24 protein-coding genes and 1 pseudogene are annotated in these 25,443 nt (G+C 60.3%); 8 read left to right on the plus strand and 17 right to left on the minus strand.

What is annotated here, in order from left to right:
- Positions 1-7: 7 nt before the first annotated feature.
- The 3 genes from ilvC to F4V58_RS06770 form a co-directional block, all read right to left on the minus strand.
- A complete protein-coding gene (gene ilvC / locus F4V58_RS06760) occupies positions 8-1,021 on the minus strand; it encodes a ketol-acid reductoisomerase (RefSeq protein ID WP_075734497.1) in 1,014 nt (337 codons plus the stop codon).
- Positions 1,022-1,157: 136 nt separating this feature from the next.
- Positions 1,158-1,688 (minus strand): acetolactate synthase small subunit, encoded by a 531-nt coding sequence (ilvN, locus tag F4V58_RS06765; RefSeq protein WP_075734499.1) that lies wholly within the window; start codon positions 1,686-1,688, stop codon positions 1,158-1,160.
- Positions 1,689-1,692: 4 nt separating this feature from the next.
- Positions 1,693-3,558, minus strand: coding sequence for an acetolactate synthase large subunit (locus F4V58_RS06770; RefSeq protein WP_075734501.1), 1,866 nt, complete (start codon positions 3,556-3,558; stop codon positions 1,693-1,695).
- A 357-nt stretch (positions 3,559-3,915) separates the two neighbouring features.
- Here F4V58_RS06770 and F4V58_RS06775 point away from each other — a divergent pair, with 357 nt between their 5' ends.
- Entirely contained in the window at positions 3,916-4,407 is a 492-nt protein-coding gene (locus tag F4V58_RS06775) for a PH domain-containing protein (protein WP_075734503.1), read from the plus strand.
- A gap of 22 nt (positions 4,408-4,429) precedes the next feature.
- Positions 4,430-6,283 (plus strand): dihydroxy-acid dehydratase, encoded by a 1,854-nt coding sequence (gene ilvD, locus F4V58_RS06780; protein WP_075734505.1) that lies wholly within the window; start codon positions 4,430-4,432, stop codon positions 6,281-6,283.
- 72 nt (positions 6,284-6,355) lie between these two features.
- Here ilvD and F4V58_RS06785 read toward each other — a convergent pair whose 3' ends face one another.
- The gene (locus F4V58_RS06785; protein ID WP_075734507.1) at positions 6,356-6,673 is read right to left on the minus strand and encodes a transcriptional regulator; all 318 of its coding nucleotides are present in this window, start codon (positions 6,671-6,673) and stop codon (positions 6,356-6,358) included.
- A gap of 4 nt (positions 6,674-6,677) precedes the next feature.
- Complete coding sequence (locus F4V58_RS06790; RefSeq protein ID WP_075734509.1) at positions 6,678-7,118, minus strand: hypothetical protein; 441 nt, start codon at positions 7,116-7,118, stop codon at positions 6,678-6,680.
- 180 nt (positions 7,119-7,298) lie between these two features.
- On the opposite strand from F4V58_RS06790, the gene F4V58_RS06795 reads away from it, so the two are divergent.
- Entirely contained in the window at positions 7,299-8,558 is a 1,260-nt protein-coding gene (locus F4V58_RS06795; protein ID WP_245802958.1) for a glycosyltransferase family 87 protein, read from the plus strand.
- Positions 8,559-8,609: 51 nt separating this feature from the next.
- Here F4V58_RS06795 and F4V58_RS06800 read toward each other — a convergent pair whose 3' ends face one another.
- Positions 8,610-9,461, minus strand: coding sequence for a DoxX family protein (locus F4V58_RS06800; protein WP_075734511.1), 852 nt, complete (start codon positions 9,459-9,461; stop codon positions 8,610-8,612).
- Between the two features lie 322 nt (positions 9,462-9,783).
- On the opposite strand from F4V58_RS06800, the gene F4V58_RS06805 reads away from it, so the two are divergent.
- The gene (locus F4V58_RS06805) at positions 9,784-10,872 is read left to right on the plus strand and encodes a glutathione S-transferase C-terminal domain-containing protein (RefSeq protein ID WP_075734513.1); all 1,089 of its coding nucleotides are present in this window, start codon (positions 9,784-9,786) and stop codon (positions 10,870-10,872) included.
- On the opposite strand, the gene F4V58_RS06810 is transcribed toward F4V58_RS06805, so the two are convergent.
- Positions 10,869-11,729 (minus strand): LysR family transcriptional regulator ArgP, encoded by an 861-nt coding sequence (locus F4V58_RS06810; protein ID WP_075734515.1) that lies wholly within the window; start codon positions 11,727-11,729, stop codon positions 10,869-10,871. The two genes, F4V58_RS06805 and F4V58_RS06810, sit on opposite strands and share 4 nt — an antisense overlap.
- An 81-nt stretch (positions 11,730-11,810) precedes the next feature.
- Between F4V58_RS06810 and F4V58_RS06815 the strand changes: the two genes are divergently transcribed.
- The gene (locus F4V58_RS06815) at positions 11,811-12,491 is read left to right on the plus strand and encodes a LysE/ArgO family amino acid transporter (protein WP_075734517.1); all 681 of its coding nucleotides are present in this window, start codon (positions 11,811-11,813) and stop codon (positions 12,489-12,491) included.
- A gap of 125 nt (positions 12,492-12,616) precedes the next feature.
- Here F4V58_RS06815 and F4V58_RS06820 read toward each other — a convergent pair whose 3' ends face one another.
- The 5 genes from F4V58_RS06820 to F4V58_RS06840 all read right to left on the minus strand — a co-directional run bounded on the left by F4V58_RS06820 (position 12,617) and on the right by F4V58_RS06840 (position 19,544).
- On the minus strand, positions 12,617-13,789 hold the full coding sequence (locus F4V58_RS06820; RefSeq protein ID WP_150385741.1) for an HNH endonuclease signature motif containing protein: 1,173 nt from the start codon (positions 13,787-13,789) through the stop codon (positions 12,617-12,619).
- 243 nt (positions 13,790-14,032) lie between these two features.
- The gene (locus F4V58_RS06825) at positions 14,033-15,322 is read right to left on the minus strand and encodes a YkvI family membrane protein (protein WP_075734521.1); all 1,290 of its coding nucleotides are present in this window, start codon (positions 15,320-15,322) and stop codon (positions 14,033-14,035) included.
- 89 nt (positions 15,323-15,411) lie between these two features.
- Positions 15,412-16,917: an Asp-tRNA(Asn)/Glu-tRNA(Gln) amidotransferase subunit GatB gene (gene gatB, locus F4V58_RS06830; protein WP_075734523.1), complete on the minus strand. Its 1,506-nt coding sequence runs from the start codon at positions 16,915-16,917 to the stop codon at positions 15,412-15,414.
- A gap of 98 nt (positions 16,918-17,015) precedes the next feature.
- Positions 17,016-18,047, minus strand: a complete 1,032-nt coding sequence (locus tag F4V58_RS06835; protein ID WP_075734525.1) for an ATP-dependent 6-phosphofructokinase — start codon at positions 18,045-18,047, stop codon at positions 17,016-17,018.
- 51 nt (positions 18,048-18,098) lie between these two features.
- Positions 18,099-19,544 carry an MFS transporter gene (locus tag F4V58_RS06840; RefSeq protein ID WP_075734527.1) on the minus strand — a complete coding sequence of 482 codons (1,446 nt, stop codon included), beginning with the start codon at positions 19,542-19,544 and terminating at the stop codon, positions 18,099-18,101.
- Between the two features lie 58 nt (positions 19,545-19,602).
- Here F4V58_RS06840 and F4V58_RS12710 point away from each other — a divergent pair, with 58 nt between their 5' ends.
- A complete protein-coding gene (locus tag F4V58_RS12710) occupies positions 19,603-19,926 on the plus strand; it encodes a hypothetical protein (RefSeq protein ID WP_075734529.1) in 324 nt (107 codons plus the stop codon).
- Positions 19,927-19,929: 3 nt separating this feature from the next.
- On the opposite strand, the pseudogene F4V58_RS13070 reads toward F4V58_RS12710, so the two are convergent.
- The 4 genes and pseudogenes from F4V58_RS13070 to gatC form a co-directional block, all read right to left on the minus strand.
- Positions 19,930-19,983: pseudogene (locus F4V58_RS13070) on the minus strand (pentapeptide repeat-containing protein); the annotation flags it as partial.
- Between the two features lie 63 nt (positions 19,984-20,046).
- Positions 20,047-21,111, minus strand: a complete 1,065-nt coding sequence (locus F4V58_RS06850) for a siderophore-interacting protein (protein WP_342743270.1) — start codon at positions 21,109-21,111, stop codon at positions 20,047-20,049.
- Between the two features lie 107 nt (positions 21,112-21,218).
- Complete coding sequence (gatA, locus tag F4V58_RS06855; protein WP_075734531.1) at positions 21,219-22,706, minus strand: Asp-tRNA(Asn)/Glu-tRNA(Gln) amidotransferase subunit GatA; 1,488 nt, start codon at positions 22,704-22,706, stop codon at positions 21,219-21,221.
- Positions 22,707-22,708: 2 nt separating this feature from the next.
- Positions 22,709-23,005: an Asp-tRNA(Asn)/Glu-tRNA(Gln) amidotransferase subunit GatC gene (gatC, locus tag F4V58_RS06860; RefSeq protein ID WP_075734533.1), complete on the minus strand. Its 297-nt coding sequence runs from the start codon at positions 23,003-23,005 to the stop codon at positions 22,709-22,711.
- A gap of 183 nt (positions 23,006-23,188) precedes the next feature.
- Here gatC and F4V58_RS06865 point away from each other — a divergent pair, with 183 nt between their 5' ends.
- Complete coding sequence (locus F4V58_RS06865) at positions 23,189-23,848, plus strand: ACT domain-containing protein (RefSeq protein WP_075734535.1); 660 nt, start codon at positions 23,189-23,191, stop codon at positions 23,846-23,848.
- Positions 23,849-23,929: 81 nt separating this feature from the next.
- Here the strand turns inward: F4V58_RS06865 and F4V58_RS06870 are convergent, their stop codons facing one another.
- Positions 23,930-24,751, minus strand: a complete 822-nt coding sequence (locus tag F4V58_RS06870; protein ID WP_084559718.1) for an HAD family hydrolase — start codon at positions 24,749-24,751, stop codon at positions 23,930-23,932.
- A gap of 419 nt (positions 24,752-25,170) precedes the next feature.
- Here F4V58_RS06870 and F4V58_RS06875 point away from each other — a divergent pair, with 419 nt between their 5' ends.
- A complete protein-coding gene (locus tag F4V58_RS06875) occupies positions 25,171-25,431 on the plus strand; it encodes a metal-sensitive transcriptional regulator (RefSeq protein WP_075734539.1) in 261 nt (86 codons plus the stop codon).
- Positions 25,432-25,443: the final 12 nt, after the last annotated feature.

Genomic DNA, 25,443 nt, shown 5'->3' on the forward strand with positions numbered 1-25,443 from the left:
GGGGATTTTAGGCCGTTTCGTTAAGGGGGTTCTTTACCCAGCTCATGAGGTCGCGCAGCTTGGCACCGGTGGTCTCAATTTCGTGGTTGGCCAGCTCAGCGCGCAGGCCTTCGAGCTCTTTGTTGCCACCTTCCACGTTGGCCACCAGGCGCTTGGTGAAGGTCCCGTCCTGAATATCGGTGAGGATCTCCTTCATGCGCTTCTTGGTGTCCGCGTCAATCACGCGCGGGCCGGAGATGTAGCCGCCAAATTCAGCGGTATCAGAGATGGAGTAATTCATGTTGGCGATGCCGCCTTCGAACATCAGGTCCACGATGAGCTTGAGCTCATGCAGGCACTCGAAGTAGGCCATCTCCGGCTCGTAGCCGGCCTCAACTAGGACCTCAAACCCGGTCTTCACCAGGATTTCGGTGCCGCCGCACAGCACCGCCTGCTCGCCGAACAAGTCGGTGACGGTCTCCGCCTCAAAGGTGGTGGGGATAACGCCGGCGCGGGCGCCGCCGATGGCCGCCGCGTAAGACAAAGCCAGCTCCTTGCCGTTGCCCTCCGGGTCCTGCTCCACGGCAATAAGGCAAGGAACGCCCTTGCCGTCAACGAACTGACGGCGCACCAGGTGGCCGGGACCCTTGGGGGCAACCATGCCTACGGTGATTCCGGCGGCGGGCTTGATGAGCCCGAAGTGGATGTTCAGGCCGTGGCCAAAGAACAGGGCGTTGCCGCTTTCCAGGTTGGGCTCAATGTCCGCGGTGAAGATCTGCGCCTGGGAGGTGTCCGGGGCCAGCAGCATGATGAGGTCAGCCCACTTGGCGGCCTCCGCGTTGGTCTTGACCTGGAAGCCGGCTTCCTCAGCCTTCTGCGCGGACTTGGAGCCCTCACGCAGGCCAATGCAGACCTCTACGCCGGAGTCCCGCAGGTTCTGGGCGTGCGCGTGTCCTTGGGAGCCGTAGCCGATGATGGCTACCTTGCGGTCCTGGATTAAGGAGAGGTCAGCGTCAGCGTCGTAAAAAGTTTCAATAGCCATGGTTTGTCAATCTTTCTGTTTTGTTGGAAGGGGAAATCTTCAGGGTTGATGTTAGCCGAGTAACCCGCGCCTGCGCGCCAGGCTGCCCAGCGTGTACCACGGCGTGGACTCTAATGACCGCACCGTGGGATCTAGCTTAGTCTATACCAGGCCGGCCCGGGGGCACCATTGACTTCGGGCCACGGGCCAGCGCCACCGCTCCGGACTGCGCCAACTCCTTGATACCAAAAGGCTCAAGGACATCCAGCAGCGCGCGGAGTTTGCCCGGGGAACCGGTAGTCTCAATGACCACGGACTCCTGCGCCACGTCGATGATCCGGGCGCGGAAGATGTTCACCGCGTCTACCACCTGCGGGCGGGTGGTGTTATTAGCGGCCACTTTCACCAACATGATGGAACGGGCAATGGTGGTTTCTTCCTCCAGCTCCACCACCTTGAGCACGTGGATGAGTTTGTTGAGCTGCTTGGTGACCTGCTCAATGACCACCTCATTGGCGTCAACCACGATGGTAAAGCGGTTAATGCCCTCCACCTCGGTCTTGGCGGTGACAAAGGAGGCCAGCGTGTACCCACGCCGGGAAAACATCCCGGTCACGCGGGTAACAATGCCCTCTACGTCCTGCACCAGAACGGAGAGCGTGTGGCGGGTGATATCAGTTGCTGCCATTTTCTTAGGCCTCCTCAATAGCCTCATTGATAGCGGCCGGGGATTCGGCCGCAGATTCTTCCTCATCGAATAGCGGCCGCAGCCCCATCGCGTACTGCACTTCCTCATTGGAAGCGCCGCCGCCAATCATGGGCCAGACCTGGGCGTCTTCGCCCACAATGAAGTCAATGACCACCGGGCGGTCATTGATCTCCTGCGCCCGCTTGATGGCCGGAACCACCTCCTCCTCGCAGGTCACGCGGATAGACTCACAGCCCATAGACTCCGCCAGTTTGACAAAGTCCGGGAGGTAACGCGATCCATCGCGCAACTTGGTATTGGAGTAATTCTTGTTGAAAAACAGCGTCTGCCACTGGCGCACCATACCCAGGTTGCCGTTGTTAATAACCGCAACCTTGATGGGAAAGCCCTCCATAGTGGCGGTGGTCAGCTCCTGGTTGGTCATCTGGAAGCAACCGTCACCGTCAACCGCCCACACCTCTTTGTCCGGCATAGCGGCTTTAGCGCCCAACGCGGCAGGAACCGCGTAACCCATGGTTCCCGCGCCGCCGGAGTTAATCCAGCTACGCGGCTTTTCAAAATCAATGAACTGCGCTGACCACATCTGGTGCTGGCCCACGCCCGCACAGTAGATGGCGTCCGGGCCCACCGTCTCAGACAACTTCTCAATAACAAACTGCGGGTTGAGCTTGCCGTCCTCAGTAGGTTCCCAGCCGCGCGGGAAGCGCTCCACCATGGTGTTTAAGTATTTCAGCCAGTCTGTCATCTCCGGAAGACCAAGCTTGGAGTTCTTCTTGTACGCCCGCAACAGGTGGGACAAAACCTCCCGGGCGTCTCCCACGATGGGCACGTCTACGGCGCGTAGCTTGCCCACCTCCGCGGGGTCGATATCCGCGTGGATGACCTGCGCATAGGGCGCGAAGGTTTCCAGGTCGCCGGTCACGCGGTCATCGAAACGCGCGCCAATGTTAATTATCAAGTCCGCGCGCTGCAACGCCGCCACCGCCGGCACCGTCCCGTGCATACCCGGCATGCCCAGGTGCAGCGGGTGGGAATCCGGGAAAGCGCCCAACGCCATCAGCGTGGTAACCACGGGAATACCCGTGTATTCCACGAAGTCCATCAGCTCACGGTGCGCGTTAGCCTTGATTACGCCGCCGCCAATGTAGAGCACCGGCTTGCTGGCCTTGGCAATCATCTTCACCGCCTGGGAAATCTGGCGGGGGTGCGGGACGGTAACCGGCTTATAACCGGGCAAGTCCAAGCGCGGCGGGAAGCTGTAATCCAGGTAGGAGATCTGGATATCCTTAGGGATATCAATGAGCACCGGTCCGGGCCTGCCCGTGGACGCCAGGTGGAAGGCCGCGGCAATCGCTTCCGGGATCTCCTGGGCGTTGGTAACAATGTAGTTATGTTTGGTGATGGGCATGGTCATGCCACGGATATCGGCCTCTTGGAAGGCGTCGGTGCCCAACAAATTGGACCCTACCTGGCCGGTGATGGCTACTACTGGAACGGAATCCAAGTTGGCATCGGCAAGCGCCGTGACCAAGTTGGTGGCACCCGGGCCCGAGGTGGCAATCATCACGCCCACCTTGCCGGAAGCCTGCGCGTAACCCTCAGCGGCATGGCCGGCGCCCTGCTCATGGCGGGTAAGCACGTGACGCAACTTGGTGGATCCATGCAAGGCGTCGTACAGCGGCAACACGGCGCCGCCCGGAATACCAAACACCAAATCGGTCCCTAGGTCTTCGAGCGTGCGCACAATGGCCTGGGCGCCGGTAATTCTTTCCGTCTTGGGTCCGTTAGCCTTCCGGCCAGGGGCGGTAGTTGCTACCGTTGCCGGCGAAGGCTGGTTTTTAGCTGCCACGGTAAATCTTCTCTCCTTGATTAAAATCAGTCTCCTGCTTCCCAAACTGCCCCGCGTGGGTGTGCGGTGCGGCCAGGAAAACCATACGGCTGGGATATTAGCCGTTAATCAATGCAAAAGCCCCCGTCTCAGTAGATTGTGGCTACTGGCGAGGGCGCTTGCTTTCCAACGACAACTAAGGGGCCGTGGCGGCAGGCGCCGCGTCAGGTACTACTAGCTGAAGTCGAATAATGATCATGGTTTCTACCATACACTAGAAAATAAAATGTGCCACTCATCACCCCCTTAAATTCAGCGCACCCCAGTCACAGCGCGGAAAAGTTCGTAAATCCCCGCCAGTCAATTACCCTTACGCATATGAACGCCCACACTTTCAGACCGGACCGCGCCCACCTGCTGGCCATCATCATTATGACGGGACTAGCACTGATGATTATCGCGTGGGCACCGCTGAAGCTGGGGTGGATCCTCATCTTCCCTGCGCTTGCCGTCTGGTGGGTCACGCGGGCCGGCACGCGGGTAGATGACAGCGGCATTGAGGCCGTCTACGCCTTCCGCAGCAACAAGAAGATTGCGTGGGAGGATTTCCGGGGTATCGGTTTTAAAGGCGCGGGCGCGTACGCAGAGCTTGCCAATCACACGAGGGTCACGCTCCCTGGGGTAACATTCAACTCGCTACCCCAGCTTGCGGAGGCCTCCCATGGGCGGATCCCCGACGCGCTTACCGCGGGCCAAGAGGCAGCCGATAACAAAGTCGTGGTTATCCGCCGCGATGGTGAGCAAATCCTTCTCACCAAGGAAGAATTTGCCGAATATCAGCGCCAACACCCCGAGGCCACCCCGGAATAAGAAACTAACTGTTAGGACCCCCATGTACCCTCTGCGCTCAAAAATCACCACCGTTGGCCGGCAAGCGTCCGGCGCCCGCGCGCTCTGGCGCGCCACCGGCACCAAAGAACACGAGTTTGGCAAGCCCATTGTGGCCATTGCCAACTCCTATACCCAGTTCGTGCCCGGCCACGTGCACCTAAAGAACGTCGGCGATATTGTTGCCGATGCCGTGCGCGCAGCCGGCGGCGTGCCCAAAGAGTTCCACACCATCGCCGTCGATGACGGCATTGCCATGGGGCACTCCGGCATGCTCTACTCCCTGCCCTCGCGCGAGGTCATCTCCGACTCCGTGGAGTACATGGTCAACGCCCACACTGCCGACGCCCTCGTGTGTATCTCCAACTGCGACAAGATCACCCCGGGCATGTTAAACGCCGCGCTGCGGCTTAATATCCCCACCATCTTTGTCTCCGGCGGGCCCATGGAAGCCGGCAAGGCCGTGGTTATCAACGGGGTGGCCAGGTCTTCCACCGACCTGGTGGACGCGATTACCGCCTCTGCGGATGACTCCATCTCCGACGCGGAGCTGCTGGCCGTGGAGGAATCCGCCTGCCCCACCTGCGGCTCGTGCTCCGGGATGTTTACCGCCAACTCCATGAACTGCCTCACCGAGGCCCTAGGGCTTTCCCTGCCCGGCAACGGCACCACCCTGGCCACCCACGTGGAGCGCCGCAGCCTGTTCGAGCAGGCTGGTGAGATGATAGTGGACATGTGCGCGCGCTACTACGGGGAAGAAGATGACTCCGTGCTCCCGCGAAACGTGGCCACCAAAGAGGCGTTTTCCAACGCCATGGCGCTGGACATGGCCATGGGCGGGTCCACCAACACCATCTTGCACACCCTGGCCGCCGCCCAGGAAGGTGACGTGGACTTCACGCTCGAAGACATCAACAACATCTCCTACCGCGTGCCATGCTTGTCCAAGGTAGCGCCCAATGGCATCTACCACATCGAGGATGTCCACCGCGCTGGCGGGATCCCCGCCATCCTGGGCGAACTTCGCCGCGCGGGCCTGCTCAACGAGGACGTCCACACCGTGGCCTACGACACCCTGGACGGTTGGTTGTCTGACTGGGATATCCGTGGCGGCAAGGCCATTGACCGCGCGCTCGACCTTTTCCACGCCGCGCCTGCCGGCGTGCGCACCACCGAGCCCTTCTCCCAGGACTGCCGCTGGGACAGCCTGGACACGGACCAGGAATCAGGCTGCATCCATTCCGCCGAACACGCCTATTCCAAAGACGGCGGCCTGGTGGTTCTGCGTGGAAACCTGGCGCCCAACGGGGCCATCGTCAAGTCGGCTGGCGTGGAGGAAGAACTGTGGACCTTCTCCGGGCCCGCCCGCGTGGTCGAAAGCCAGGAAGAAGCAGTCTCCATCATCTTAAAGCGCCAGGTCCAGCCGGGCGACGTACTGGTCATCCGTTACGAAGGCCCCGCCGGTGGCCCCGGGATGCAAGAGATGCTCCACCCCACCTCCTTCCTCAAAGGCGCAGGCCTGGGTAAGAAGTGCGCCCTGATTACCGACGGCCGGTTCTCCGGCGGCACCTCCGGGCTGTCCATCGGGCATATCTCCCCGGAAGCGGCCCACTGCGGGCTCATCGCGCTGGTTGAAGACGGAGACACCATCTCCATCAACATCCGCGAGCGCAAGCTGGAGCTTGAGGTCCCCGAGGACGTGCTGGCTAAGCGCCGCGCCGCCCAGGAGGCCCGCGAAAAGCCCTACACGCCCGCCACCCGCAACCGGCCGGTGACCAAAGCGCTGCGTGCCTATGCCAACATGGCCACCTCCGCGGACCGCGGCGCGGTGCGCGTGGTGGACGGCTCCGTGCACTAGCCGTTCATTGGTAGATAATCGCCCAAACCCGGCCCGCGAGCCGTTATCTACCAAGAAACGGCCACGCCGGCGCTACTGCCCTGGCTCGCTCATGGACTGCAACGCCGCCAGGTGAGCGTCGAAGGCCTTCTTGCCCTGCTCGGTGAGCATGACCCACACCGTGTCTTTGGCGCGGGTGGAGCCGTACTCGCGGAAGCGGGTGACAAATCCCGCCTCCTCGAGAGCGGAAAGCTGCTTGGACAGTGCGGGCGCTTTGAGCCCCGTCTCCTCCGCCAGCGCAGAAAAGCGCATCTCCTGGCGGGGCTTTGTCTCCCACTCCACCGCCCCGTAGGCGCTGAGCACCGCGCAGATTTTAAACCTGGGGAGGGGGTGGATAACGGCGTTCAGCATGATCTTATTCCCCGTTAGCGGCGGCGCGGTATGCGCCCCACAGCCAGTAACCAAGGGCAAAGTAGCAGGCGGCTACCCCCACCACGACGTACCAGGCCACGGGATAGCTGACATCACGGATCCACCCCGGTACCTGAACGCCAAAAACCGTCACACCGATAGCCATTCCTAGTTTCCAATTGAGCCCCGCTTGTTTGGCACGCGGGCTTTGGCGCGAGGCCGGCCGCAGCTTCGCAGGTGCCCACACAAACCGAACTAGTGTCGCGCCCAGAATTGCCAGGGTGAGCCCTATCAACATGGCAACGTACCACCGCTGCGGAACCAGCAGCGCTGTGGCCGCAAACACTGCCGATGCCGCCGCCAGCGCCAGCCTGCCCAGCCAGCTGCGGTCTGCCTTCTTTCGGTCAAGTTCCTGGTTGAATTCCAGTGCTTCGTGGACGCTCATGGCTCCTCCTTCGAGTCTTGTTTTCCCGTATGGAAAGTATGACACTTTCCAGAATGGAAATCAAGGAAATTTTCGTGCCAACCGCCCAGATTTTTCTCCGCCCGGCCACGCCAACTTCCCCTGTGACAGCCCACCCACCCATATTCCGCGTTCCCGGGCCGGTGAACTAAGTTAGAACCCGTGACTGACTACTCTTCGCGCCTTTCCGCGCTGCTCCTCCACCCCGCCCTGCGCGCGTCCCTGGCCGTGCTAGGCCTTCTTGGCGGACTGTTTTCCACCTGGAAACACATCACGGTAACCGACTTCCCCGTGGATATGATTATCTACCGCCAAGGCGTGCAGGCCTACCTGGACGGGCGCAGCATGTACGCCGAACCCATGATGGCCGGGGACCTGGCACTGCCCTTCATCTACCCGCCCTTCGGCGCGCTAGTGATGGCTCCGCTTAACTTGTTAGGCCTCTCCGACGACGCCGCCGGCAACCTGCTGATAGCCCTGTCCAACGGGTTGGTCCTACTCTGCCTCTACCTGGTGTTCCGGGCAGTATGCGGGCGCGCGGACATCTGGTGGGCGGTACTGCCCCTGTGGGCCGTGGCCCTCAACTTCGAACCGGTGGATTTAAATAACGGGTTTGCCCAAATCAACATCGTGGTCATGGCACTGGTAGTCCTGGACCTGGTACCGCGCAAGCGCTACCTGCCCCAGGGCTGGCTCATTGGCATAGCCGCCGCCATCAAGATCACCCCCCTGGCCATGCTGCTGTACTTCCTGGTGCGCAAAGAAATAAAACCCATCGTTGCCGCCGGGGTTTCCGCCCTGGCGGCCACAGCCTTGGCAGCGGCCTTCCGCTGGCAGGCCTTCGTAGAATTCTTCAGCTCCAAGCTACTGGAGATGGGCAAAGGCGCTGACTTTGGCGTGAGCACCGACTACCAATCCAACTCTTCTATCAAGGGCGTCATCCAGCGCCTCTACACCTCCCGCGAGGCCATGGAGGCCGCTGGAACCTTAACCAACATCGCCTGGTTGGTGCTGGCGCTTGGCACCATCGCAGCCGGCGCGTGGCTTATGCGCTACCTCATCGCCCACCAGCTAGAGGTAGAGGCCTGGCTTACCGGGGCCATGGTCATGCTGCTCATCTCCCCGGTGTCCTGGTCCCACCACTGGGTGTGGCTAGCACTCATCATCCCCGTTTTTGCCTACCGCGCGCTAACCTGGCGCAGCTTTCCCGCCGGCGCGCTCTGCGCCGTACTCGCGGCCTGGGCGGGCATGCTACTTACCGTCCCGCCCAAATGGTGGTTCGGCGACATCATCGACGTCCAGACCATGGCCATGTACCAAAAATTCCTAGTCAATGACTTCGTGTGGCTAGCGCTGCTGGCCGCTCCGCTGCTGTGGGCGGCGCATCGGGCGCGATTGAGCCCCAGTTTTACAAGCCACTAGATCGAAAAAATCCCGTCCCCCATTGGAGGACGGGATAAACTCACCAAGGCTTTAGGCGAGCGGGTTAACGCCAGCCAGGAAGAACCAGATGGCAACCAAAGCAGCGATGCCCAGGATAATGAATACCCACGAGCTAGCCAGCGGGCGGCGAGCCCAGCTGCGGGAGAAGTCCAGGGAGATAACGCCCGGGCCGGTGAACTGAATGGCAATCGCGATAACAAACAGCACGATGGACAGCCAGATAGCCTCCGGCCACGCGAAGATGTCCAGGCCAGACTTGGCGTTGGCAATCTCGTGAATAGCGGTGAAGCCAGTAACCACCAGTGCCAGCATGGCAAACAGCGGCGTAACTAGGCCCAGCAGCAAGAAAATGCCGGCAATGAGCTGGAGGGTAGGTACGGCGATAGCCAAGATATTGCCATAGTCATAACCACTAAAGCTCTCCTGCAGGCCAGTCAGGCCGTCAGCGCCACCCAGGCTAAAGAAGGTAGTGATACCGGAGATGATGAGCAGCACCGCCAAGGCCGCGCGGACCAGCAGCAGACCGAAGTCAATGGTTCCGCGGCGAACTTCCTCGCGGCGCTCATCCAAGCGGCCGCGCAGGCGAGCCGCCTCAAGCTCATCCTCGGTGGCCTGATCCTGGAAAGCGGGATCCGGCGTGATGGTGGTTGGGGGCGCGGTGTAGCCCTGGGGCGCGCGGGGTTCATCCGCGATGTAGCCGGGATCCGCAATAACCTGGCCGGTGGGCTCCACGGCGGAGGTGTGTACGTTCTCATCACCCGCGTACTGGGTCACTGGCTGCGCGGTAAAGCTAGTGGTCTCATTATCTGCGTCAGCGTTGTAGGTAGGGACGTTGACGTCATCGAATTTATCGGCGCTATCTGGCCTGTTGTTTTGTGTCATAGCAACGAACTTAAACGAATTGCCAGCCAGTATGTGAACCGGCACGCGAATTGTTACCGTTGTGTTGCCTAAACTATGCCCGATTGAGTCCGTCCGGGCACGAAACTCCCACGTTACGCCCATTTTCCTTAATTCAGGGAATTTTAGGTAAACTCACACCTTTTTACCCCCGGCTCTCAAGGCCGCCTGCAAACTCACCCCGTGCCCTCTGAGGACGGCAGCCCGCGCCAGCGGCTGTACCCACCGCCCTAGCCAACCCGCTGGACTTTCAGTAGGCTTTTTGTTGACACGTATACTACCTACAGCGAGGGAGCCTGACCCAATGACAGACAATGACTGGACCGAAGACGCCAAAAACGCCTCCCCAGACGGCGAATTTGTGCGCGATACCACTTACATCCAAGACCGCGTAAGCCCCGAGGTGTCCGAGAAAACTCCGCAAGACAACGGCACCACGCTGTGGCCCATGGAAGCCGGGCGCTACCGTCTCATGGGCGCACGCGCCTGCCCCTGGGCACACCGCAGTATCATCACCCGCCGCCTGATGGGTCTAGAAGACACCATCTCACTGGCACTAGCCGGCCCCACGCACGACGTCCGGTCCTGGCGCTTTGACCTGGACCCGGACGGCAAAGACCCCGTCACCGGCATCCACCGCCTGCAAGAGGCCTACTTCAACCGGTTCCCGGACTACGAGCGCGGCATCACCGTTCCCGCGCTAGTCGAAGAAGAAAGCGTCGAGGTAGTAAGCAATGATTACAACTGGATTGTCCGTGATTTCATCACCCAGTGGACCCAGTTCCACCGGGAGGGAGCACCGGATCTCTACCCGGCGGCACACCAAGATGAAATAGAAGAGCTCAACGAGCGCATCTTCCACGACATCAATAACGGCGTATACCGGTGCGGCTTTGCCGGCTCCCAAGACGCCTATGACAAGGCCTACCAGCGCCTATGGGAGGCCCTCGACTGGGTAGAAGAACGCCTAGGTCAACAGCGCTACATGGTTGGCAACCATCTCACCGAAACCGATATCCGCCTCTACGTCACCCTCATCCGCTTCGACCCGGTCTACTACAGCCACTTCAAATGCTCCCGCCACAAGCTGGCAGAGATGCCCAACATTCGCGGCTACATGCAGGAGCTTTTCCAAATCCCTGGCTTTGGTGACACCACCGACTTCCAGGAAATCAAGGAGCACTATTACATAGTGCAAACAGATATCAACCCCACCCAAGTAGTCCCGGTGGGCCCGGACATGGACTGGCTCATGGAAGACCACGACCGGGGCCGGTTTGGCGGCCAGCCCTTCGCCGCTGGAACCACGCTCCCCGGCCCGCTACCTGCGGGCGAGCACCTCAAGAACCCGGAGGACTTCCAGCTGGAACTGCCGGCCGTCAAGCCGGTCTAGTTCCCCGGGGGCAGCGCGCCGGCCGCGGCTAGGAACACGCTCGCGGTCAGGCGCTCAAGCATGGCGGATTCCAGCCGCCACCGCTGCCAGTAGAGATCCAGCTCCAGCGGAGTGTCATCGATAATCACCAGCTCGCCGCGCGCTAGAAGTTCACTGGCCTGGATTTCCGGGATCATTCCCCACCCCAGCCCCACCCGCACGGCGTCGTTATACGCGTCCACACTGGGGATATAGCTCACGCGCCGGCTCAAGTCGCGCAGCGTCAAGTCTTTGCCCCTAAGCCAGCGCTTGAATAGGGGGTCTTGCTGGTTATAAAGCACCGCAGGCATCTTGTCCCAGGCTCTAAGCTCCATACTTGGCGATGCCATCGCAAAGTAGCGCATAGTGCCCACCGGCGTTGACTCACAGCCGGCCACGGGGTTGGGCTCGCTGGTCACCGCACCCACCACATCCCCGCGCCGCAGCATACCCAAGGTGGCGTTTTCATCTTCAACCCGGATTTTTAACGACACATCCCCGTGCGCGGCGGTGTCCGCAATGACGTCTTTGAACCAGGTGTTAAGGCTATCGGCGTTGACGGCCACGGACAGCGGCACGTTGCGCATGTGTTGGCTAAGTTGCGCTTTTGCCTCCGCCTGAACCAACGCCACGTGCCGGGCGGTTTGGACCAAGATTTCGCCGGCCTCCGTGGGGGTAACTGGGGTGCTGCGGCGCAACAACACCCGCCCGGTGCTGGACTCCAAGGACTTGATTCTCTGGCTCACGGCGGAGGGGGAAACCCCCAACACGGCTGCGGCCACTTCAAAGCTGCCTTCATCCACGATAGCCAGCAAAGTTTCCATCTGGGATTGGTTCATACCAGCCATCTTAAGCTGTTCTTCACCGAATGAAAAAGATGTAAATGGACTTCATATTACGGCCGTACTACTTTGATGGCTATGTCAATAGTTATCGCTGGTTTTGTGCTGGGATTATCCCTGATTGTGGCCGTGGGGCCACAAACCGCCTACATCATCAAGATGGGCGTCAAGCGCGACCATATCGTCGCCATCATCATCGTTTGTATACTCAGCGACGTACTACTCATCAACGCAGGCGTGGCCGGGGTAGGTGCCATAGGTGCCTACTTCCCCACCGCCTTGGACGTTATTAAGTACCTGGGCGCGGCTTACCTGGTCTACTTTGCCTACACCAACTTCCGCGACGCTGTTAAACCCCCGCAAGACGCCGTGATAGTTACGGAAACAGCTCCAGAAACAGCCCAGGAATCCGGAACACCGGAAACCGGCGGTGGCGTGGCTGTGAAAACACGACTAAGGCCTAAGACTTCGCGCACCTGGGTGGGCCCTGTGGTGGGAGCTTTGGCTATCACGTGGCTAAACCCCATGGCCTACATTGACGTCCTGGTCATGCTGGGTGGGATCGCTAATTCTTATGGCCCTGACAAGTGGCTGTTCGCGTTGGGTGCGCTGGCTGCCTCGGCGGTGTGGTTCCCATTCCTTGGCTTGGGTGCGGCTAAGCTCTCCCCGGTTCTTTCGCGCCCCCAAACCTGGCGCGTGGTGAACCTGGCAGTGGGGTTCTTGATGATTGCGCTGACAATTAAGTTGTTGCTGCACTAATCCCGCACGTGTGGGGCAGTAGGTTTTCCTACTGCCCTTTTTGTGTGCGGTGGCTAGGCTTGCCGGTGCCGGTGACGCTGCGGCTAGTGCTGCGGCGGCGGGTGCTGCTGGTGGTCCGGCTGCGGCTAGTGCTGCGGCGGCGGGTGCTGCTCCGGTGCCGGCTGGTGCTGCTGGTGGTCCGGCCGCGGGTACTGCTCCGGCGGTGGTTGGTCCGGCGGTGGGTGCTGCTGCGGCGGTGGTTGGTGCCGGTTTGGTGGTGGCCGGTGGTTGGGGATGTGGGGTGTGATGACCCGTGGCGGCCCGCCTTTGGGCGGTAGCCAGACGACATTCCCGTTGATGGTGTCGATTTTGCCGCGGGTATTAGCCGGCCCGGAGTCCTCGTTCACCCCGTTGTGGTAGGCACATAGCGGGACGAGGTTGTCGAGGTTGGTTAGCCCGCCGCCGGCCCAGCTGTGGATGTGGTGGTATTGGCAGTTATCGGCTGGGGTATTGCAGTCCGGCCAGACGCAGTGCGGGAACTGCGCGGATATCATCGCGCGTTGTTTCCAGTTGGCAAACCTGGCAATCCGGTAGAGGTTCACCGGCCCGGCCACAGGGTCAACTAGGGTTATCAGCCCGCAGTCAGCGAGCCGGCGCTCTAGGTATTGTTTGCCGGTCATGGTTGCACCGTTGGTGAGTTGGAAGGTTAGTTCCTCCCCGTCGCCGGAAATTAGGCGCAGCCAGTCCTCGAGTTCGATGATGATGTTGGTTTGGACTGCGGCAATAGCGGCGTCGGTGCCGTCGGTGCCTGTGAAAAAGACGTGCCGGAAGGCCTCGGCGGTATCTGTGGCGTTGGTAGAAGCCAGCACGGCCGCCATGTCAGCGACTTCTAGGGCGGTGCCGGTATAGGACAAGGTGTTGACCCCGCAGCGACGCCGGGTAAGGCGCACCCCGGTGGCAGGTGGTGGTTTGGGCGTGGCTTTGAAGTGGTCTTTGGCAACGGCATCGACGCGCTGGGGTTCGGTGGCGCAGAGTTTAACCCGCAGGTTCCAGGCATCAAGCTGGCGGCGTACTTTTGCTACGTGGGCTTCGATGCGTTGCAAGGAAGCCAGGCTGTGGCGCGCGGCGCTGTTGCGGGCGCGGCGTTGTTTGTTGGTAAACGGGGTTTGACCGAAGTAGACGTCTGCCAAGGCGTGGAGGTCCGTGGCCACGCTGCGGTCTAGGCCCAGGCTGAGAAGGTCGGTGATAGACATGCCGCGGGCTTCCTCGACCGGGTTAAGGCCCCGGGAGGTGTAGCTAGCGAATGTCGAAAGGTTCATAACACTGCACGCTAGCACAGGTTATTCTTCGAGCTAGCGGGGCATTTTCAACCACTTGTGGATAACTTTCCCGGGAAGGGAAAAACCGGCCGAGTTATCCACAGACAAAAAGTTTTTCCTTAAAACCCTTGACTTTCCGCAGGAGTCGGGTAGTATTTGCCAATTTTCACCTGCCAGCCGGGAAAATGTAATAAATTTCACACCGGCCTGGGGCGGTGGAAAAATACCAGGCCCCGCACCGGGCTACCGGGAGCCCTCCTCCGGCTGGTAGTCCTCGACCGAGCCTACATCGGCGGGTTCGCCGGATACAGCGTCCTGGGCTTCCGACTTCAAGTTGTCATAGATGCGTTGGTCCGCCACGTTGGAATCCGCCACATGTTGGCCAATTTCCTGGTCATACTTGGGGTTATAGTCCTGCTCCGGGTCCATCTTCATGCCCAACAGCTCGCGTACCCGCGCGCGGCGCACGGACTCATCCTTGATATCAGACCATCCCTTGAACCAGGCGTAGACCATCACCACAACGGTGACAATCCCCAGGTAGCCCAAGATGGGATAAACAACCGCCATGAGCGACTTGAAGCCAAAGAAGGAACAAGCAAAGCCCACCAGGGTGGTGGCCACAAAGATGACCCGGTAGCGCGCTTCACGGCCCGCGGAAAGGCGCTTGCCCAACGCGTAGAACATGCCAATAGCCGTGTTGAAAATCATCAGATAAATGGTCACCGCCATGACAAGGCCCAGGGTGCCGTTAATCTGATTGACCAGGGTCAGCAGCGGGATATCATCATTGGCGGCCACCTCGGCGTTCATCACCAGGGCAAAGGCCGCCGTGGCCATCAGCACCGCATAAGCGAAACCGCCCAGCAGCCCGCCACGCCCGGCTTCCTTCGGGTTGGAGTTATCCCCGCCAATAACCAAGGACATAGATAGCGCCAGAATGAGCGCCAGACCGCTGTAGTTCAACGCGGAGAGTAGCCAGTGGTCAATCGGGCTGGGAGTCTGCGCGGCGGTGTTCATGGCCAGACCGATATCCTCGGGCAGGTTAAACGCGGTGTGGACGCCCAGGCCCACCACCGCCACCACAATCAGCGGGGTAATACCGCTGATGACCTTAGATACCTTGCCCACGTCCAACATGCCGGCTACCAGGACCAGCACCAGCATTATGGTTGAGCCCACCCAGTTGGCGGTCCCAAACTGCTGCGCCAGGTTAGAGCCGGCACCAGCTAGCATCACCACGCCGATGGCAAACAGCGTGAGAATCACCGCTAGGTCCAGGAACCGGGAGATCCAGGGGTGGGCCACGCGTTGGAACACGTCATTGTGCGCGTTAGCCTGGAAATACGAACCCAGCTGCAAAAATACTGTGCCGGCAAGCGTCATTATGGTGCCAGCCAGGATAATCCCCCAGATGCCGCTGAGGCCAAAGGACGTGAAGTACTGGACCACTTCCCGGCCGGTCGCGAACCCGGCCCCCACCAGCAGCCCAATAAAAGAAAGCGCTATAGAGACAGTTTTGCCAACAGACATTATTCTCCTAAAGGTCTAATAGATTTTTAACCTTGAACAGAATACGCCAAAAGCCTCCATCACAAAATGATGGAGGCTTGGCAGGGCATTTACTTCAGCTTTTGGGCAATCAGCTTATTAACTTGGCCTGGGTCTGCCTTACCTTGGGTGGCTTTCATCACAGCGCCCACGATGGCACCGGTGACCTTGGTGTTACCCGCCTTGTACTTCTCCACGATGTCCGGGTTAGCGGCCAGGGCGTCATCCACGGCCTTTTCAATAGCGCCGTCGTCGCGCACGACCTCCAGGCCACGGGCCTTGACTACCTCATCGACGTCACCTTCGCCGTTAAGCACGCCGTCCACCGCCTGGCGGGCCAGCTTGTTAGTCAGCTTACCTTCGCCCACCAGCACGATAACGCGGGCCACCTGGGCCGGGGTGATATCCAGCGCCGCAAGTTCCACGCCCTGCTCGTTGGCCTTGCCGGTGAGGTAAGACACCCACCACGAGCGGGCATCGGCAGGCTTGGCACCCTGCTCCGCCGTGGCGATGATGAGGTCCAGCGCGCCGGCGTTGACCAAATCGCGCATCTCCTCATCTTTCAGACCCCACTCCTTCTGGATGCGCGCGCGGCGGATCCAGGGCATCTCCGGCAGGGTCTGGCGGATTTCTTCCACCCACTCGCGGGAAACGTGCACCGGCGGCAAGTCCGGATCATTGAAGTAGCGGTAGTCTTCTGCCGTCTCCTTCGGCCGTCCCTTGGAGGTAGAACCGTCAGTCTCCTGATAGTGGCGGGTTTCCTGGACAATCTCCCCGCCGTCGGTGATGACCTGCGCCTGGCGCTGCATTTCAAAGCGCACGGCCTGCTCCACGGACTTCAGCGAGTTAATGTTCTTGGTCTCTGTGCGGGTGCCAAACTCGGTGGTGCCCACAGGCCGCAAGGACAGGTTGGAGTCCACACGCATGGAGCCTTGGTCCATCCGGGCATCGGAAACGCCGAGCGCCGCCACCAAATCGCGCAGTGCGGAGACATAAGCCTTAGCCACCTCCGGCGCGCGGGCACCAGCGCCCTCGATGGGCTTAGTAACAATCTCAATCAGCGGGATGCCCGCACGGTTGCAGTCCACCAAAGACGCAGTGGCACCGTGAATGCGGCCATCCGCTCCGCCCAAGTGGGTGAGCTTGCCGGTGTCTTCTTCCATGTGCGCGCGCTCAATCTCCACGCGCCATTCCGTGCCATCCTCAAGCACTACGTCCAGGTAGCCGTCGTACGCAATGGGCTCATCGTACTGGGAAATCTGGTAGTTCTTGGGCTGATCCGGGTAGAAATAGTTCTTCCGCGCAAAGCGGGAGGACTCCGCGATGGAACAATTGAGCGCCAAACCAATCCGGATGGCACCCTCCACGCCCTGGTGGTTGACCACCGGAAGAGCCCCAGGAAGGCCCAAGGACACAGGGTCCACATTGGAGTTGGGCTCCGCGTTGAAGTTGGTGCCAGAGGTAGAAAACATCTTGGTGTTGGTGTTTAATTCCACGTGGACTTCCATGCCCATTACCGGGTCAAACTTCTCTAGGACTTCGTCATAATCCATCAGGTCATACATCGCAGCAGTCATGCCCGCTATCTTAATACGCCACCGGCACGCACCGGCAACCGGGCGTAGGCAAAAGCAAAAGCCGCCGGGATATCCGGCGGCTGGGGTGAAACTTTCCTCTAGCCAAACAGGGCGCGCGCGGTGGTGTAGCGTCCCTGCGGTACGGTCTTGAGCTTGCCCACTGCCTCCGCGAGGTCGACTAACTCGATGTTCTCACCGTGCAGCGCCACACATTTTCCGGACTCACCGCGGTGGGCGGCGCGGGCGGCGTGGACACCGTAGCGGGTGGCCAGCACGCGGTCATAAGCGGTAGGCGTGCCGCCGCGCTGGATATGGCCCAGCACCGTGGTTCGCACGTCATAGCCGGTGCGGTTTTTAATCTCCGAACCAATGACCTGGCCAATACCGTTGAAGGTTTGGTGGCCGTACTGGTCAACGCCGCCGGCTTCAAAGTCCATGGTGCCTTCAGCGGGGAGGGCGCCTTCTGCAACGCAGATAATCCCGTACTTCTCCCCCATCTGGAAGCGGCGTTCCATGGCTTTGCACACATCCGCGATATCAAAGGGTTCCTCCGGAATCACGGTGTAGTGCGCGCCACCGGCCATACCGGCGTGCAGCGCAATCCAACCCACGTGGCGGCCCATGACCTCCACAATGAGGATCCGGTTGTGGGACTCAGCGGTGGTGTGCAGGCGGTCAATGGCGTCCGTGGCCACGGAGACCGCGGTGTCAAAACCGAAGGTGTAGTCCGTGGCATTGACGTCATTGTCAATGGTCTTGGGAACGCCTACCACCGGGATGCCGTTGTCGGAGAGGAATTTAGCGCCTTTGAGCGTGCCCTCACCGCCAATAGCTATGAGGGCGTCCACGCCTGCGTCCTCCATATTGGAGCGGATCTGATCCAGGCCGTTTTTGAACCTGTCCGGGTGCAGGCGGCCGGTGCCCAAGATAGTGCCACCGCGCAGGAGAATGCGGTCAATTTCCGCATCATCATAAAGATCCCGGCGGCGGTCATCCATCAATCCCACCCAACCGTCTTCATATCCGACAACAGTGTCACCGAATTCAGTAGAGGCGGTGCGAACGACCGCGCGGATAACAGCATTGAGGCCGGGGCAATCGCCACCGGAAGTAAGTACAGCAAGACGCATACCTACTAATTTACTCACGTTTAGCCCGCAACGCACTTTCCCCTGGCAGCGCTATTTATGCAGCGTATCGCGTAGGAAAAGCGAGGATATTAATCCCACCGCCAGCATTACGACGATAACCAGCAGGGAATTAGCAAAATTATGTGATTGGGCCGTGAGAATTACGCCGCTTTCAGTGGCCAAAATCTCACGCGAACCACCCATTTGGATGACCGCGCTCACGGCCGCCACGCCAATTACCGAGCCAACCTGGCGGGAGGTGTTATAAACCCCGGACGCTGATCCCATAAGCTGCGGGGCTATGTCGCGCATGGTAGTGGCAGCGTTGGATCCCCAGATGAATGACTGCCCCACTCCCAGCAACGAAACCGGCACCATCAGCCACCACGCGCTGGCATCTGAGCGCATAATCCCCCACGCGATGAGGAATCCCACGAGGAGAATGGAAAAACCGCTGCTAGCCAGCCGGCGCGGGTCTACGCGGTCTGCCAAAATCCCCGCCACCGGGGAGACCAGCATGGATAAGACCGCCATGGGCGTGACCAGCAATCCCGCCTGCCCCGCAGTCAGCCCCCGGATGTCTTGGAGCCACAGCATGATGGGGATCATCATGGAGGCAGCCATAAAGCCCATGGCTACGATGGCCAAGGTCCCCGCGCAGTAGTTGCGGTCTGTGAACAGCTGTAGCGGCACCAGGGCCTCAGTCCCGCGCGCCGCCGCGTTAGCCTGGAGCTTGAGAAATACCCCGATGCACCCCGCACCCACCGCCAGCAACACCCAAATCCACCAGGCCCAGCCGGCCTCCGAACCCTGCTGGATGCCCAGTACCACGCAGCTCAAGGCCACCAAGGACACCGCCACCGACGGGTAGTCAATGGCGCGCGCCGTTGTAGGAAGGGCCGGAACCCACTTCAAGGCCAGGAAGAAAGCGGTGGTGGCCAACGGCACGTGGATCCAGAAGACGGCGTGCCAGCCAAAGGCTCCGACCATAAAGCCACCCAAAAGCGGTCCCGTCAGTGCAGCGACTGAGCCCACAATTCCCCACATGCCCAGCGCGCGGCCGCGGCGGGTGCGGTCAAAAATTCGGTTGATGATGGCCATAGTCTGGGGCATCTGCAAGGAAGCGCCCAGGCCCATGACCACGCGCGCGGAAATCAGAAAGCCGACCGTAGGCGCTAGTGCTGCTGCCACCGCGCCCGTGCCGTAGAGAACCAAGCCAAGCATGAAGATTTTCCTTTGGCCGTACTTGTCCCCCAAGCGCCCCGTGAAGAGCAACGGGACCACCACTGCCAACAAGAAGGCCGCCGGGACCCACGTCACCTGGTTGACCGTGGCACCCAAATCCCGCTGGATGCTAGAAAGCGCTACCGTTACCATGGTTTGGTCCAGCAAAGAGATGAAAAAGCCCAAGGAAAGCGCGAACATGGCCTTCCAGGCTTCTTTTTCCGGTGGGAGCGTGGGTAAAGCAGGGGGCGTGGGGGCTACAGGTGAGGTCATGGGGACTAAGTGTAGTCACCCCTAGCGGTTGTTCTAAGACAGGTCTAGACTCCCAGGCATGGGAATGATTGATATTAAGAAACCACAGCACGTATCCACCGCCACCGTTGTTGCCCTGGGCCTGGTAGGCGGATGGACCACCGCCAAGGAAACCGGAGTGCGCCCGCTAGGCGGTGCCATCCTTGCCGCCGCCGGAGTGTGGGCCGGACGCTCCTGGTTGGCTAAGACAGATGTGCCCACTACCGCCGCCCTAACCGGGATCTACCTGGGTGCATTTGGGGTGTCGCACCCGCTGGCAAAAAAGATCGGCGCCTGGCCTTCGGTAGTGGCCGTGACCGCCGCTACTGCGGGGGCGTCCTACGCCCTGGCCGACTCCAAGTAGCTGGGCTCCACGTAGCTGGGCTCCACGTAGCTGGGCTCCACGTAGCTGGGCTCCACGTAGGCTTGACGGCCGCCCAGCACCCGGTTACTGCTGCCCCCGGGGGCTGGGCAGCAGGTGGGGCTAGCTGGATTCCTGCGCTTCCATCTCCGCGACGAACGTGTGCTTTGTGGCCTGCCACTGGTCCTCGGTCATCTTTAGCCGCCAGTAGCCGGAGACGGAGGCGTCCTTCTTTGCCACCTGCCGCTCCACGAAGAGGTTGCGGCGCAGGTCTTTGACCATCTCCGCGACCCCGTGGATAAACCAGGCGGTGTGCCCTGCAGGCGGAGTGTAATTCCGCACCGCGCGGGAAAGCGCTGTTCCGGGCATAGCGCCGTTGCGCATGACAAAGCGAACCTCCACGTCCTCGCGCTCCGGCATGGGCATCTGGTGGCCCTCCGCTTCTACCTCGACGAAGGCAATAGCGGTGGAGCCTGCCGGAATCTTTTCCAGCCCGGCGGCAATCGCTGGTGATGCGGATTCGTCTCCCGCCAGCACAAAGTGGTCATAGTCCGCCGTGGGGGACCAACCGCCGCCCGGCCCCCGGAATCCAAACGTGGCCCCCACTTCAACGTCCCGTGCCCACGGCCCGGCTATACCGGCGTCCCCGTGGATGACAAAGTCAATGGCCATGTCACCGGTGCGGGTGTCAACCCTGCGCAGGGTGTAGGTCCGCGTCACCGGCCGGAAGTCCTTGGGTTGGGTCTTCTTTGCCTCCTCAAAATCAAAAGGCCAGCAATACTGCGCTCCAGGAGGTGCGAAGATGATCTTTATATAATGGTCGGTTTTATCCAGATCCATCCCCTGCAATCCCGGAGCGTTGGCAAAAATCCGCACCATGTTGGGCGATAGCTCTTGCCTGCCTGTCACCGTGGCCTCATTTACCCGGCGTTTGTTGGCAGGTTTTGGCGCAGCGGGGGTGGCACCAGCGTTGAGGAAAGACTCCCGCCGCCGTTCACGCTCACGCTGCTTTTCGCGCCGTTTCTGGGCCTTGGCCTCATACTTAGCACGTTTATAGTCCTCCCGCGATTGCGTATAGAGCTCCGTGCGGGCGGCCTCCATCCCGGCCTTATAGCCGTCGGAATACGCCGCCGCATAGCCGGCTTGGAAGCCTTCGGTCCACTGAAAGTTGGGGGTTGGTTGTTCCATCTTTCCCAGGGTAGCCGAAAAAGAACCCGGGTCCGCCGGGACCCGGGTTCTGGTGGAAGCTAGTTCCGGTGGAAGCTAGTTCCGGTGGAAGTTAGTTCTGACGGGAGCTAGTTCTGGCGGCCGGCTTCGAAAGCGGCGCCCACCTTGTACAGGCGGTCATCCTGGAAGGCAGGGGCCATGATCTGCAAACCAGTGGGCAGGCCAGAATCACTAGCCATACCGGAAGGCACAGACATTCCGCACAGGCCGGCCAAGTTCAGCGGCAAGGTACACAGGTCAAAGTTGTACATAGCCATGGGGTCTTCCACCTTCTCCCCCAGCTTGAACGCCGTGGTGGGAGTGGTTGGGGACACCAGCACATCGACCTGCTCGAAGGCACGGGCAAAGTCCTGCGCAATCAGCGAGCGAACGCGCTGCGCTTGGAGGTAGTAGGCGTCGTAGTAGCCCACCGAAAGCGCGTAGGTACCAAGCATGATGCGGCGTTTGACCTCCGGGCCAAAACCGGCGGCGCGGGAAAGAGACATGACTTCCTCCGCGGAGTGGCTGCCGTCATCACCTACGCGCAGACCGTAGCGCATACCGTCAAAACGGGCGAGGTTGGAAGACACCTCACACGGCATGATCAGGTAGTACGCGGCCAAGGCGTCATCGAAATGGGGGCAATCAACCTCCACGGTTTCCGCGCCCTGGGCTTTCAACTGCTCCACGGCGGCGTGGTAGGCCTCCATCACGCCCGGCTGCCAGCCGTCGCGCTCAAATTGCTTAATGAGCCCAACCTTCACGCCACTCAGGTCCCCGTTGGCACCCTCACGAGCTGCCGCGACCACCGGAGCTACCGGCTTGTCCACACTGGTGGCATCGAAAGAATCATGCCCCGCGATAACCTCATGCAGCAGGGCGGTATCTAGCACCGTCCGGCCACAGGGGCCCGCCTGATCCAAGGAGCTGGCCGCAGCAATCAGGCCATAGCGCGAAACAGTTCCGTAAGTGGGCTTGACACCCACAGTGTTGGTCAACGCGGCCGGCTGGCGGATAGAACCGCCGGTATCCGTACCAATGCCCAGCGGGGCCTGCCCAGACGCCAGCGCAGCAGCCGTGCCGCCACCGGAACCGCCGGGAGTGCGGTCAATGTCATAGGGGTTTTTCGCCGGGCCGAAAGCTGAGTTTTCGTTTGAAGAGCCCATGGCAAACTCATCGAGGTTGGTCTTGCCCAGGATGGGGATTCCTGCTTCGCGGAGCTTGGTCACTAGTGTGGCGTCATAAGGGCTAATCCAGCCCTCAAGCATCTTGGAAGCCGCCGTGGTGGGCATATCCGTGGTGGTCAGCAAGTCCTTCAGCGCTAGCGGCACACCAGCCAACGGCGAAGCGGGGGCTTGGCCTGCATCCAGCGCTTTGTCCACGGAGTCAGCAGTAGCCAAAGCCGCTTCCGCACCGACGTGCAAGAAGGAGTTTAGCTCCCCGTTTGTCTCCGCAATACGATCCAAGAAAGCCTGGGTGACTTCCCGCGAAGTCAGTTCACGGGAGTGAATCTTCTGGGCAAGCTGGGCGGCAGAAAGCGAGGTAATCCCATTTTCGGGTGCGACAAAAGTGCTCATCTTTATTCGTCTCCAAGAATTTGCGGAACTACAAAACGGTTTTCTTCAACTGCCGGGGCTTGATCCAGTGCTTGCTCCGCCGTAAGCGTAGGAATAATGACATCCTTGCGCATAGGGGCATCAACACTGTGGGGGTGGCTCATGGGCTCAACACCGCTGGCATCAACCTTGCCCACCGCAGAGACTGAGTCAACAATCTTGTCAATCTGAGCGGCGAACTGTTCAAGTTCCTCTTCACTTAGTGCTAGCCGTGACAGCATAGCCAGGTGCGCGACCTCATCACGCGAAATCTCCGACACGCGAACTCCATCCTTTTCATTCACAAGTGCTTTTAGCTTCTGCTAGTTTCTGGCCCCATGTTACTGCACCCTGGCACACACAGACGCACCGGCCGGGGTAGCGGCTGGCACCCACGCCATTGAATCCCGTTCAAGAGGGCGCGTACTATGGGCTAGAACACAAAACCAACGGAAAGTTTTTCCATGTCTTTTCTCATCCGAGTAGTCCTCCCAGATACCCCCGGCAGCCTTGGGCAGCTAGCGGACGCCTTTGGCATGGTCAACGCCAACATTGAATCCGTTGATGTAGTTGAGCACAGCGAAGACGGCACCGTCACGGACGACATCGTAGTCAACCTCCCCCAAGGGGTGATGGCTGACTCCATCCTCACCGCCGCCAGCGCCGTAGACGGCGTAATCGTTGACTCCTTCCGCCCCTTCAGCGGAAGCGTAGATAGGCGCGGGCAAATAGCGTTGCTTTCCCGCGTTGCCACTGCCAAGAATGTCAAAGCCGGTATGCAGGAGGTGGCCAACGCTATCCCCAAGGCCATGACCTCCTCGTGGGCAATTGTCATTGACAACAACCCACCCATCCACCGGCTGGCGTCATCATCTAGCGCCCCGGCCGACGACGGCACAGTTCCCGCCGATATCAAGGTCCCCGCGGCGCGGGTGCTCCACGCGGACCAGGACGCCTGGGTTCCGCATTCATGGTCCTTGTTGGACTCCACCCTGGCAGCCGCACCGCTGGGTGCCACGGGCCTGACCCTAGTCATCGGCCGCGTGGGTGGACCCGAGTTCCTAACCTCCGAAGTCGAGCACCTCCGCGATATCGGCAATATCTTGGGTGCGGTTCTGCGCTAGTTACCGGTGGCGCGCGAAACCCGGGTTTTCCAGGGCTTCAGCGCGCCAGCGGGCACGAAGAAACAGGAACTAGCAGCCTTTTCAAAGACTTAGCCGGCCCAGCATCTGCAACCCGGTGACCGCGTCCGCAACCACGTAATCCACGGCCTCTTGGACCTCTGGGTCTGCGTGCGGAAAGCTGAAAGAGATATCGGCAAGCGAGTGCATGGGCAGGTCATTATGGGAGTCACCGAAGGAAAAAATACGCACCTGCTGGCGGCGAAGTCCAAGGTGCTCTAGCAATCGCTTAATCCCCGCCGCCTTAGTGTGCCCCGGCGGCATAATATCCAAGAAACCGGAATTGATGGAGGTAGATACCTCGAACTCACTTTTAACCCAGCGCTCAATTTCCTGCTGCAGCTTCCTGCCACCCGGACTCCACGCTGAAATCAACACCACCTTTTCCTGCGCCAACTGCTCCGGCGGTAAACGCCGGACGTTGGTGATGATGGAGTTTTTCCTGTCATCAACAGTGCCCAGCACAAGCGCGTCCGGGCCGTCCACAGTGGTGACGTAAAGGTTGAGGTTGTCCGTGCCCCGGAGCTTTTCTACCACGCGGTCCACCAGCGGCGCCGGCAGGCGGTCCTCGCACAGCACTCGGCCCTCCCCGGTGGCCAGAACTGTGCCGTTGTAGAGGACCAGATAATCCATGTGTACGCCATTGTCTAGCAGAGCCCGGCGGCAAGAATCAAGGGATTTTCCCGTGGCCGCCACCGCCAGGTTCCCAGCCGCACGCCACTGGGAAACTGCCTCCACCGTCTGCGCCGTAATTACCCGGTCAAAAAGGAGGGTGCCGTCAAGATCAAAAGCCGCGATGTCCATGCCTAGACAGCTTAGTTCCAAGTGGGGAACTCTAGTTGCCATTATGGCAGTTCCACTAAAAAGGCCGCCTTGATCGCTGCCCCGCCGGGTCCTGGTACCGGGTATTAAGCCAAAGAAAGTGCAACCTCCAGGCGCCAGACTGTAGATGTTGACAAGCGCGAAGACCACCCCCGCGCCGGAGATTTCCCCGGTGGAACTGCGCAGCCAGCAGGGCTCCGGCCAGTGCCCGCTACCCCCGCCACCGGCGCGGGGTCGGACCCGCACAAACTGCGGTTCTTAAGCCTTGCAGCCAAGTAGCGGAAGCAGGTCGGACAACACCCCGGCAAATTGACCACCAATGGGGTTATACCAACTCGAAAAATACGCTGAGTTGGGTAATCTAGATTTATAAAGCCACATAGTTTTGTGGACTAGACAAAAATTTAAGATATACGATGAAAGCGCGAGAAAGGGATGAGAACATGCAATTAGAACCAGCCAATGTCAAACCATCAATAATGCGGCTGAAGCGGGCACGCGGCCAGATCGATGCCGTGATTCGGATGCTCGAGTCCGGAGAGGAATGTGAGACGGCGGTAACGCAGCTGGCCGCGGCAGCCAAAGCAATCGACCGCGCGGGGTATTCCATCATTGCCACCGGGCTCAAGCAGTGCTACACCCAAGAAGGCCCAGAGGCCATAGACACCGAAAAGATGGAAAAGCTGTTCCTATCCCTGGCCTAGAGCCTCAACAAC

Origin of the sequence: Corynebacterium phocae, from assembly GCF_008693075.1 — a bacterium.
Taxonomy (GTDB): Bacteria; Actinomycetota; Actinomycetes; order Mycobacteriales; family Mycobacteriaceae; genus Corynebacterium; species Corynebacterium phocae.

Coding starts and splice junctions, on each gene's coding strand:
- F4V58_RS06800 (WP_075734511.1), bottom strand. CDS start 9,461: ATGACACAAAACAACAGGCCAGATAGCGCCGATAAATTCGATGACGTC.
- F4V58_RS06820 (WP_150385741.1), bottom strand. CDS start 13,789: ATGAACCTTTCGACATTCGCTAGCTACACCTCCCGGGGCCTTAACCCG.
- ilvD (WP_075734505.1), top strand. CDS start 4,430: ATGTACCCTCTGCGCTCAAAAATCACCACCGTTGGCCGGCAAGCGTCC.
- F4V58_RS06810 (WP_075734515.1), bottom strand. CDS start 11,729: ATGAACCAATCCCAGATGGAAACTTTGCTGGCTATCGTGGATGAAGGC.
- F4V58_RS06850 (WP_342743270.1), bottom strand. CDS start 21,111: ATGGAACAACCAACCCCCAACTTTCAGTGGACCGAAGGCTTCCAAGCC.
- F4V58_RS12710 (WP_075734529.1), top strand. CDS start 19,603: ATGGGAATGATTGATATTAAGAAACCACAGCACGTATCCACCGCCACC.
- F4V58_RS06870 (WP_084559718.1), bottom strand. CDS start 24,751: ATGGCAACTAGAGTTCCCCACTTGGAACTAAGCTGTCTAGGCATGGAC.
- F4V58_RS06815 (WP_075734517.1), top strand. CDS start 11,811: ATGTCAATAGTTATCGCTGGTTTTGTGCTGGGATTATCCCTGATTGTG.
- ilvN (WP_075734499.1), bottom strand. CDS start 1,688: ATGGCAGCAACTGATATCACCCGCCACACGCTCTCCGTTCTGGTGCAG.
- F4V58_RS06805 (WP_075734513.1), top strand. CDS start 9,784: ATGACAGACAATGACTGGACCGAAGACGCCAAAAACGCCTCCCCAGAC.
- F4V58_RS06840 (WP_075734527.1), bottom strand. CDS start 19,544: ATGACCTCACCTGTAGCCCCCACGCCCCCTGCTTTACCCACGCTCCCA.
- ilvC (WP_075734497.1), bottom strand. CDS start 1,021: ATGGCTATTGAAACTTTTTACGACGCTGACGCTGACCTCTCCTTAATC.
- F4V58_RS06865 (WP_075734535.1), top strand. CDS start 23,189: ATGTCTTTTCTCATCCGAGTAGTCCTCCCAGATACCCCCGGCAGCCTT.
- F4V58_RS06835 (WP_075734525.1), bottom strand. CDS start 18,047: ATGCGTCTTGCTGTACTTACTTCCGGTGGCGATTGCCCCGGCCTCAAT.
- F4V58_RS06825 (WP_075734521.1), bottom strand. CDS start 15,322: ATGTCTGTTGGCAAAACTGTCTCTATAGCGCTTTCTTTTATTGGGCTG.
- F4V58_RS06790 (WP_075734509.1), bottom strand. CDS start 7,118: ATGAGCGTCCACGAAGCACTGGAATTCAACCAGGAACTTGACCGAAAG.
- gatB (WP_075734523.1), bottom strand. CDS start 16,917: ATGACTGCTGCGATGTATGACCTGATGGATTATGACGAAGTCCTAGAG.
- F4V58_RS06785 (WP_075734507.1), bottom strand. CDS start 6,673: ATGCTGAACGCCGTTATCCACCCCCTCCCCAGGTTTAAAATCTGCGCG.
- gatA (WP_075734531.1), bottom strand. CDS start 22,706: ATGAGCACTTTTGTCGCACCCGAAAATGGGATTACCTCGCTTTCTGCC.
- F4V58_RS06875 (WP_075734539.1), top strand. CDS start 25,171: ATGCAATTAGAACCAGCCAATGTCAAACCATCAATAATGCGGCTGAAG.
- F4V58_RS06775 (WP_075734503.1), top strand. CDS start 3,916: ATGAACGCCCACACTTTCAGACCGGACCGCGCCCACCTGCTGGCCATC.